Genomic DNA, 9,517 nt, shown 5'->3' on the forward strand with positions numbered 1-9,517 from the left:
TCGGCCCCGGGCTCGGAGCTTCGGTGCAGATCCTTCTAGGAACAACCGCTATCTAGGTAGGTTTGTGACTAACATTCTCCGAAGAAAGGAAACGTCTATGGCTACGACAGCACGAGATATCTTCATTGTAGGCCTGCGCAATGCGCACGCGATGGAGATCCAGGCAAGGGAGCTGCTGGAGCGGCAGTCGGAGCGGCTCGACGAATATCCGGAAGTCAAATCCAGGGTAACCAGCCACCTCGATGAGACCAATGAGCAGCTCCGTCGGTTGGAGCAGTGCCTGGAGACCTACGGCGAAAGCACGTCGACCCTGAAGGATACGGCCCAGTCTTTCATGGCCAATATGATGGCGATGGGCCATTCGATGGCAGGTGATGAAATCCTGAAGAACACCTTTGCCAATGACGCATTCGAGCACTACGAGATCGCGTCATATAAATCACTTTTGGCACTTTGCAGGGCCGCGGGAGCTGATTCGGCTCGTCCGCTGCTGGAAGCCTCCCTCAAGGAGGAGGAGCGGATGGCGGACTGGGTCGAGGGGAATGTCGAGAAGGTCACGATGCAGTATGTCGACATTCAGGAGCGCCAGGCGGCTTGAGTCGCGGCCATGACTCTCAGCCGACCGGGCTGACGAAGATTGGCGACCCGAGGTTCGCCATCGCTGCGCAATACTCCTCGTCCAGGCAAGGAGCGGCCAAATGGACGCACGACACAACACAGTCCGGCAGGAGTCATCCGTGGAAGCCGGAAGCGGGCCTAAATATCACACTTACGCTAGTGCGGCGGTGATCGGTGCCCTGATCCTTGCAGCAACGGCGCTCGTGAACCGGCAACTAGCGGCGAATGCGGAGCAAGAAAATCCACCGGGGGGCGAGTTTCTCGAGATAGATGGCGTGCGGCTACACTATCTGGAGCGCGGCGCGGGCGATGTACTTGTCCTGCTCCACGGCAACGGCAGCATGATCGCCGATTTCGAAACAAGTGGCCTTTTGCAATTGGCGTCACAAACCTACCGCGTCATCGCGTTCGACCGCCCGGGATTCGGGCATACTAAGCGGCCACGCGGTGTTGTGTGGACCCCCGAAGCACAAGCCGAGCTCATTCAGAAGGCACTCGGAAGGTTGGGCATCTCTAATCCAGTGGTACTCGGACATTCATGGGGAGCTTCAGTGGCGGTAGCCCTTGCGCTGAAATTTCCCGATGCAGTCCGGGCGCTAGTGCTGGCTTCAGGATACTATTATCCGACCCCGCGGCTTGACGTCATGGTTAAGTCTCCGCCAGCCCTGCCCGTCATCGGAAGCGTCCTGAGCCATACCCTCTCGCCCGTTCTCAGTCGGTTGATGTGGCCGCTTCTAACGAGGAAGATATTCGCACCCGCACCGGTGCCGCCGAAGTTCAGGTACTTTCCCAAAGAGATGGCAATGCGGCCTTCTCAGATCCGAGCGGGTGCGGGAGAGGCGGCTTTGATGATTCCCGACGCCATCGTGTTCCGCAGGCAATATTCTGAACTCAAGATGCCCGTCGTGATCATTGCAGGCGAGGGCGATCGAGTTGCCAATATCGACGAACAATCGGCCCGGCTTCATCATGAGATAGCCCACAGTACCTTTCACCGCGTGAAGGGTGCGGGCCACATGGTGCATCAGAGCGCACCTGATCAGGTCATGATCGCCATTGGCGAAGCAACGACGCTTAGCTCGAAGCGCAGCGACAAGGCGACCTCTCTTCAACAGGCGGGGTAGCGAGCCATTTGCGAGGAAATCGAGCCGAGCTGATCAACGGCTCGCGTTCTCAGGCGACCAAACGCCCCTGACATTGTAACTCACGAGGCCGTGGTCGATCGCACGTGTGATGTTTCAGCCATCTTAACATACTTGAATGTAGCTCTGAAGCTCCCGCGATTAACTTTCGATCATGGAAGCCAAGCGCAAGCGCAATCGAGCCAAGCAGACCATTTCGCTCCAGGAGCGGCTGATCAGCTCGGCGCTCGCGGTCGCGCGAAATGTCTGTCGCCCGGCGCGGAGCGGGAAAAGCTGCTCCGGCAAGCGCGGCAAGCCGAGCGCGCTGGCGAGCTGAATGCGGTCCTTAGTTTGGGTCCATCGAAATAAGAGACGTGCAGGTGGATTTTCGCGAGCTCAAGGGCGGAGCATGGGCGAGTTTGCTGAACGTGTTCAAGCGAACATGGACATTGTCCTAGATGAGGTCTGCGCTGAGTGGCCGAATGGCGGCGACCACGAGAGCCGAAAATATATCGCCGAGCAACTCATCCAGGCCGCGCGCGGGGGCCAAACGACTCTCGGAGCGCTGACATACGTGGGCCGTCGAGCCCTCGTTCATTTCAACAACAAGCCGAAATCAGCCTGACGCGCTCGCACGTGGGGATGGTGCGGATAGCTCCGCCCCGGCAATGGCCGCGCGAGGGCGCCAACTCTTCTCTTTTGATCCCGAGGGAAATTGAATGTCCTCTCAAATATGTACAAGAAGGTATGTAACCTGCTGATAGGCACCCGCACCAATGAAGATGGCACAGACGGTTGGCGCCTGATCCCCAGGGATGCCCAAGTCCTGCATATCGATATTTCGCCAGAGGAGATCGGCCGCAACCATCAATCCGTGAGACTGTTAGGCGACGCGCGGGAGACACTGAATGCATTGACCGATGCACTTGCAGGCAGGGCGCTGAATCCTTCCCGCAGCCAGGCCGAGCTCGAGCGGTTCATCGCCGGAGCATGGGAGGCTTTCGAACGCGATCGTGCGCCCTGGCTGACCGACGCCTCACCGATTCGCCCGGAGCGGACTCTTGCTGCCATTCAGCGTCGCCTTGGTCCAGACACCATCGTCGTGCCCGACGCAAGTTACGCTTCGAGCTGGATCGTGGGCCAGCTTCGCACATCGCATCCGAGAACGCGCATCATCTCTCCGCGTGGTCTGGCAGGATTGGGCCGGGGACTGCCCCTTGCACTTGGCGCAAAGCTCGCGCGACCTGCGAGCGAAGTCATCGCCGTCGTCGGCGATGGCGGTTTCGGTCATGTCTGGGCAGAAATGGAGACCGCCGTGCGCAGCGATGTGCCAGTTACCGTCGTCGTACTCAACAATGGTGTCCTCGGCTATCAAAAGGATGCCGAGAAGGTGAAGTTCGGTCGCTATACTTCATCCGCCCATTTGCGGCAGGTGGATCACGCTCTCATCGCACGCGCGGTCGGCGCCCAAGGCCGGTCGTGTCATGGACCCGCGCGATCTCGACGCGGCCCTGGCCGAAGCGGCCAAGGCGCCGATGCTCAACCTGCTGGACATCATCGCCGATCCCGGCGCGCATCCGCCAGTATCGCTGTATGAAGGCACGCTTGACCGTACGGAAAGGTGATCGGATCGTTCAGGATCCCGTGCCGTAGTTGTGACATCGCGCTGTCACCCTCTGCGTCCCACCTCCGGCGTTATGGCCTAAGGATTCCAGCCGCCACTGCCGTATGGGCGCGTGATGATTTCGAGCAGATGCCCGTTCAGCGAAATAGAGGCCGCGTCCGCCGTCGTGATCGTTGATCTCGCTTGGTTTGCGCCGCGCGGGATCCGCCCAGTAGGTCAGCTTCCGCTTGCGAATCCGATCAAAGATCGCGTCGAACTCGGCGTCACCGACCAGGAAAGCATAGTGCTGACGCGCGAGCTCTCCTTGGATCTCCATATAGTCGAGATTGGCCTCGTTCTCGGTGGTGACCATGTAGAACGGTCCCCAGCGCCGCGGCGCCGGCAGCCCCAGCATCTCGGCCAGGAAATCGGCCGATGCCTTGCTGTCGCGAGCCGACAGAATCGTATGATTGAATTGGATAGCCATATTCGGATCTCCGCAGCCATAGGTGAAATCAAAACGAGCCGCGCATGGAGGTGGTTCCTGTTCCAATGCGCGGGGGGCGCGTCATGACTGCAGCGAGACGGCGCCGGTGTGCTGACCGCCCACGAACAGCATCTTATTGCTTATCAAAGGTGCTCGATACGCGCGCGGATGACCGTGCGACGAAACCCCATCTTCTGCCGGACAAGTCGTTCGGTGCGACCAGTAAGTCATTGATTGTTCTCGGCCCATCAGCGGCTCTATCGGAGCTCGCGATCCCGCGATACCCGTCTCCGAAGCACATCAGTCCGACTGGTTCCTGGAGCGCCTCCCTTAACTTGGGCGCGAACAAACGTCGAGCGCACCCCGATCAGAACCAAGCTCGAGAGCCCCGAGCCGCGAGTTAGGAGCATGTTCTCCCCCAAGAAAGCCGCAACTAAATCGCAACGATGAGATCCGCTAAGCATCGGTCCGCTTCGAGCACGTGAGCACGACCATCACATGAGCCTGCCACGGATTGAATTGGGCACCTAGCCGGACATCTCGTGACCGCAATGGTCGGACGTCGGCGACCAGTGACAGTGCGATCACTTCTATCCCTCCTGGAAGCGAACATGTCGCCGTGACGGAACTCCACTCAGGCGGAGCGACCAAATTTTTGCAGGCGCTCTCCGTCAGGCCCTCATTTGGTCACTTGCACACGTCGCGTCTTAGGCATTAGGCGTTCGAGCGAGGTTGCGACGGCGTCAAAACTGCTTCCCAGAGCGAGATACGGTTGAGCGTCGGCTTGCGTTAGGACCAGTTTGCCTACCGGCCGTTCGAAGTGCCGGTGGCGCCGACGTGCCTGCTTGCGTCAGGAGCCATGCACGAAATGCCGAGAGCAGGGGATTGTCGGCTTTCTCTTCCGGGCAGGCGAAATAGTACGAGCCGGCGCTTCTCAACGTGAGGCTCGACAGCACCTTCAGCTTGCCGGAGGCCAACTGGTCGGAAATCAGGAATTCAGGAAGCAGCGCCACGCCAAGACCGGAGTTCGCTGCGCTGATCAAAGTGGATTGAATATCGAAGCGTGGCCCGCGGATCACATTCGTGCCGCCAAGTTCCGCAGCATCGAACCAGCGACGCCATGCATCGGGTCGCGACACCAGATGCAGAAGCCGCAATTCGGCAATCTCACTCGCTCGCAGTTCGGCGCGCTTGCCGATAAGCTTCGGCGATCCGACCGGCAGAAGAACTTCGTCGAACAGATAGTCCGCTTGCGTGCCGGGCCAGTCGGGCTCACCGAAGTATAGCGCACCATCGAGAGCGGTCTCGCTGAAGAAGAAGCGCGTGTTGCGCGCACTCACGTTGACGGCAATGCCGGGATTCCGAGCATAGAAGTCCGGCAGGCGCGGAATGAGCCATTCGGTGCCGACGGTGGGCAGCGCCGCGATGTCCAGAACCGTGCCGTCGGCCTCGTAGCCCATGATCTCGAGTGTATCGCGCTCGATCCGCTCGATCGTCTGCGCTACACGGGTGCTGTAAGCTGTTCCGGCACGCGTCAGGGTGATCCGCTTCTTGATCCGGTGGAAGAGTCTGACGCCGAGTTGCGCCTCCAGCTGCGCGATCTGGCGCGAGACCGCACTTTCGCTCAGCGCGAGTTCGCTGGCGGCACGCGTGACGCTGAGGTGCTTGGCAGCCGCGCTGAAGGCCATCAGCGCGCCGAGGCTAGGTATTCTGCGTCGCATAGTTCATTCCAAAAACGCAAGATATCCGCAGATTAAATTGTTTGCATGCCTAAACGTGAGGCAACAAACTGGTGCGGATGATTAGAGCCTATTGAGCTGCGGCCTTCATCAAGGCCGCGCCCCTCAATGGCGTTGGGAATCTCAGCTGCAGCGCCAGCCACCCTGCAGGCGCTTCAAAGATCAATCTCAAGGGGCATATCCGTGGCGGTCAACAAATTGCATCACGAGTTCCATACGCTCGACATGGAGAGCGGCTGGCCGGTGATCTGATCGTTGGCAATGACGTGAACGGGCAAGGCGGCACGCCGTTTGCTGGATACGCTCGAAATTTCTGCAAGAGGTCCTGATACAATGAGTAATGCGAAGCCTCCCGTCATCATCGCTGGGGCAGGGCCGGTAGGCATGGTGGCAGCGGCAGATATGGTGCGACAGAACATCCCGGTTCTGGTGCTGGAGAAGAACGACCAACTGAGCAGCGAGTCGCGCGCATCGACGTTCCATCCGCCCACGCTGGACATGCTCGATGATCTCGGTTTCGCCAGCACCCTGATTGCGCAGGGCCTGAAGGCGCCGACTGTTCAATACAGTTCGTCCGAAGACGGCGTGCTCGGGACGTTCGACTTCGCGGCGATTTCCGATCTGGTGCGGCACCCGTTCCGCCTGCAGGCCGAGCAGTTCAAGCTGACGCGCATCATTTTGGATGCTTTGTCCGACAACCCGTTGTTCTCGATCGCGTTCGGCAGCGAGGTCAAATCCGTCGAGCAGACGAGCGATGCCGTCAAGGTCGTGGTCGGGGCCCAGGGACGCGACACCATACGTGAATGTGCCTGGCTGATCGGCGCCGATGGCGCGAACAGCATCGTACGCCGCAGCCAGGACATCAAATTCGAGGGCTTCACCTGGCCCGAGCGCTTTCTGGTGATGACAACTCCGGTCGATTTCACGGTGCTTCGCCCGGGTGTGTCGTCGGTCAGCTACGTCGCCGATCCCGAGCGCTGGTACTTCCTTCTCCGTATCCTCGGAGCGTGGCGCGTGATGATGCCGGTGGCTGCGGAAATCTCCGATGCCGAGGCGCTCTCCGAAGACTATGTGACGGCGTCGATCCGGCGGATCGTTCCCGCCGAGATGGACGCCCCCATCCTCCACACGACGTTGTACCGTGTGCATCAGCGCGTCGCCGCGAACTTCCGGAAAGGTCGCGCCTTCCTGGTTGGCGACGCCGCCCATATCAACAATCCGCTCGGCGGCATGGGCATGAATGGCGGCATTCACGACGCATTGAACCTGACGGCGAAGTTGGGTTCGGTCATCAATGGTACGGCCAATGAGCGCGTTCTCGCCGACTACGATCTGCAGCGTCGTACGGTCACGATGCAGGCCATTCAGGGCGATACCATTCGCAACAAGAAGAATCTCGAGGCGAAAGATGAAGCTGACCGCGCGCGTTTCCGCGACGACATTCGCGCCGCGGTCGCCGATCCGGAAAAGGGACGAGCGCTCCTGCGCCGAATTGCAATGCTGGACTCGCTCGAGCGGGCAGCTTCGCTGCATGTCGCCGCGGCCGACCAGGGGTGATCACCAATTCTCTCTTGGACGATGTCGACGGTAACCGGCTTGTCGGCCGGGCAAGAACCACGTCAGTGGAGGCACCAGTGAACTTGGAGGAGTCAATGCCATGGTTCGCCAAGATGTCATGCAGGATGTTCAGAATGCGAAGCAATGATCGACCGATGAAGTGGGCGACGTTTATTTTGGCGGCACTGCTATCGCCAGCATCCTTCGAGGTGCCCGGTGCGGCAGCGGCTGGATTCCCTGAAAAGATGATTACGATTGTCGTCCCGTATCCTGCCGGAAGCACCGCCGACGCGATTCCACGATTGGTGGGTCCGTTGATGTCCAAGTCGCTCGGTGTTCCGGTGATTATCGAAAATCGCGGCGGCGCAAACGGCTCGATCGGGGCGGTTCGCGTCGCTTCGTCACCAGCGGATGGCCACACCATTCTGCTTGCGACGACTGGCATGCTTACGATCAACCAATGGATCTATGAAAAGCCGACGTACAATCCTGAAAAGGATTTCACGCCGATCACCAATGGCGCTTCGACGCCGAACATCATCGTCGTCAATCCGTCGGTCAAGGCAAGCTCGCTGAAGGAGTTGGTGGCGCTGGCCAAAGCTGAGCCGGGCAAGCTGACATTTGCTTCGGCCGGCAATGGGAGCACGAGCCACCTGTGTGGGGAGACGTTGAAGGTGCTCGAAGGCATTGATGCCGTTCACATACCGTACCCAGGAGCAGCTCCGGCACTCCAGGATGTTGTCGGTGGTCAGGTTTCTATGATGTGCGACAACCTGTCGAATGTCGTCCAGCAGGTGCAGAGCGGAGCGCTGAGGCCGATTGTCGTGACCGCGCTTGAACGAAGCAAGCAGCTAACCGATGTGCCGACGTCCCCGGAAGCAGGATCACCTGATCTCCTCGCAGGCAACTGGTACGGCTTTGTTGCTCCATCGGCGACCCCAAAGGACGTGATCGAGAAGCTCAACAAGTGCATCGTGGAGGCCTTGCGAGATTCGACCGTCTCAGCTCGTCTGGAAAGCCTTGGTTTGACCGTGATCGCCGATGAGCCCGCCAAGTTCGGAGAAACCATCGCAAGGGATTCTGCGCGGATGGAAAATATCGTGAAGCGTGCAAAAGCAAAGGTTTTCAACTGACGCTGTCGATCAGAAGGCACCGATGATCGCGCTGAGAAGCACTTGCAGCACGAAGACGTAGGCCGCCGCTACAGCACCCAACGCCTGCAACCCGCCTCTCGCCCACAGAAACGTGTATGTGCGCAAACCGCTTTGGGTGCCTCTGCCCAAAGCTATGGGTGCTTGAAGCGGATGGGGACGACCCTTGTGAGCGGGTGGTGAGAGCTGTCATCAAAGGCGGCCTCTGGTCGCACTCTCGACTGGCGACGAGATGGTGCCCCTGGCCGGCGCCGAATTGGACAGACAAGTTATTGATTTCATTTGGCATTTTATGACGGCGAAATCTCGGTACCAACACGAATACCAACGTTGGCATTCCAAGAATCTGCGCGGATTGTCAGGGCGTGGCCGGCGGTTCCAGTCGCTTCCGGCCATTTTTAGCCCACGATTTCTCATCCCAAACTAGGATTTCATACGATATGGTGCTGGCTATCGTACCCGTGAACGCGAATTGCGACATCGCGTAGCCGGTAGCAGTCGGGTTGTCTCTGAGAACTGATCCCTCGCGCCAATGGCGTACTTCGGCTTCGACCGCACGAGCGAAATCGGAGGATCGGCAGGTTATGGCGCAAACCGGACATTGGAGCCTATGACGGAGCTATGCGGAATTTTGGGTGATGAGGTGATCAGGCGGCGTGGTTTGCCGGCATTTGGATGACCTCGATGCCGTCGTTGAATCTGACACCTGCGATGACCTTCGGCAACTGATTTGTGCCTTTGAGCCGCCGCCAGGTCTTTGATGCGGCGATCACCAGTTTGAACACCATCAGCCTGGCGGTGGTTGGCGACAACGAGCCCTTGGTGTGCACCGTCCGGTGCCGCACGGTGGCGAACACGCTTTCGATGGGGTTGGTCGTCCGCAAGTGATCCCAATGCTCGGCAGGAAAGTCGTAGAAGGCCAGCAGGGCGTCGCGATCCTTGACCAGACATTCGACCGCCCGGCCGTATTTGGCGCGGTATTTCTCGGCGAAAACGTCGATCGCCGCTTCGGCGGACGCCCGGTTCGGCGCCCAGTAGACCTCGCGCAGATCCTTCTTCATGGTGGCCTGCACCGAGAGCGGGACCTTGTCCAGGACGTTCACGGTCTTGTGCACCCAGCATCGCTGGTGCCGTGTGCCGGGACAGACCTCGTCGAGCGCCTTTCAGAAGCCGAGCGCGCCGTCGCCGACGGCAATTTCCGGGGCGATCTGCAACCCGCGCCGCTTGACGTCGATCAGGAG

General features: G+C 59.6%; 7 protein-coding genes and 1 pseudogene. 5 read left to right on the top strand and 3 right to left on the bottom strand.

The annotated features are described in order from the left end of the window. The first annotated feature begins 97 nt into the window (after nt 1-97). From AC5ZGW_RS34570 to AC5ZGW_RS34580, 3 genes are all read left to right on the top strand, one after another. Nucleotides 98-598: a ferritin-like domain-containing protein gene (locus tag AC5ZGW_RS34570; RefSeq protein WP_130229814.1), complete on the top strand. Its 501-nt coding sequence runs from the start codon at nt 98-100 to the stop codon at nt 596-598. A 100-nt stretch (nt 599-698) separates the two neighbouring features. Beyond that, the gene (locus AC5ZGW_RS34575; protein WP_130229813.1) at nt 699-1,742 is read left to right on the top strand and encodes an alpha/beta fold hydrolase; all 1,044 of its coding nucleotides are present in this window, start codon (nt 699-701) and stop codon (nt 1,740-1,742) included. Nucleotides 1,743-2,454: 712 nt separating this feature from the next. Next, entirely contained in the window at nt 2,455-3,336 is an 882-nt protein-coding gene (locus AC5ZGW_RS34580) for a thiamine pyrophosphate-dependent enzyme (RefSeq protein ID WP_130229812.1), read from the top strand. A 37-nt stretch (nt 3,337-3,373) separates the two neighbouring features. Here the strand turns inward: AC5ZGW_RS34580 and AC5ZGW_RS34585 are convergent, their stop codons facing one another. Both AC5ZGW_RS34585 and AC5ZGW_RS34590 read right to left on the bottom strand, forming a co-directional pair. After that, nucleotides 3,374-3,829 (bottom strand): VOC family protein, encoded by a 456-nt coding sequence (locus tag AC5ZGW_RS34585; protein ID WP_245475068.1) that lies wholly within the window; start codon nt 3,827-3,829, stop codon nt 3,374-3,376. A 743-nt stretch (nt 3,830-4,572) separates the two neighbouring features. After that, complete coding sequence (locus AC5ZGW_RS34590; RefSeq protein WP_080663741.1) at nt 4,573-5,550, bottom strand: LysR substrate-binding domain-containing protein; 978 nt, start codon at nt 5,548-5,550, stop codon at nt 4,573-4,575. 351 nt (nt 5,551-5,901) lie between these two features. Here AC5ZGW_RS34590 and AC5ZGW_RS34595 point away from each other — a divergent pair, with 351 nt between their 5' ends. Together AC5ZGW_RS34595 and AC5ZGW_RS34600 are read left to right on the top strand one after the other, a co-directional pair. Beyond that, on the top strand, nt 5,902-7,125 hold the full coding sequence (locus tag AC5ZGW_RS34595; RefSeq protein ID WP_130229811.1) for an FAD-dependent oxidoreductase: 1,224 nt from the start codon (nt 5,902-5,904) through the stop codon (nt 7,123-7,125). 134 nt (nt 7,126-7,259) lie between these two features. Beyond that, the gene (locus AC5ZGW_RS34600) at nt 7,260-8,258 is read left to right on the top strand and encodes a Bug family tripartite tricarboxylate transporter substrate binding protein (protein ID WP_165435565.1); all 999 of its coding nucleotides are present in this window, start codon (nt 7,260-7,262) and stop codon (nt 8,256-8,258) included. Between the two features lie 665 nt (nt 8,259-8,923). Here AC5ZGW_RS34600 and AC5ZGW_RS34605 read toward each other — a convergent pair. Further along, nucleotides 8,924-9,517 (bottom strand): annotated as a pseudogene (locus tag AC5ZGW_RS34605) (IS256 family transposase); the annotation flags it as partial.

This window comes from Bradyrhizobium sp. Crot121 (genome assembly GCF_059512385.1).

What these genes read in the sequence shown, in the direction of transcription:
- AC5ZGW_RS34570 (WP_130229814.1), top strand. Translation starts at nt 98, where the DNA reads ATGGCTACGACAGCACGAGATATCTTCATTGTAGGCCTGCGCAATGCG.
- AC5ZGW_RS34575 (WP_130229813.1), top strand. Translation starts at nt 699, where the DNA reads ATGGACGCACGACACAACACAGTCCGGCAGGAGTCATCCGTGGAAGCC.
- AC5ZGW_RS34585 (WP_245475068.1), bottom strand. Translation starts at nt 3,829, where the DNA reads ATGGCTATCCAATTCAATCATACGATTCTGTCGGCTCGCGACAGCAAG.
- AC5ZGW_RS34590 (WP_080663741.1), bottom strand. Translation starts at nt 5,550, where the DNA reads ATGCGACGCAGAATACCTAGCCTCGGCGCGCTGATGGCCTTCAGCGCG.
- AC5ZGW_RS34595 (WP_130229811.1), top strand. Translation starts at nt 5,902, where the DNA reads ATGAGTAATGCGAAGCCTCCCGTCATCATCGCTGGGGCAGGGCCGGTA.
- AC5ZGW_RS34600 (WP_165435565.1), top strand. Translation starts at nt 7,260, where the DNA reads ATGCGAAGCAATGATCGACCGATGAAGTGGGCGACGTTTATTTTGGCG.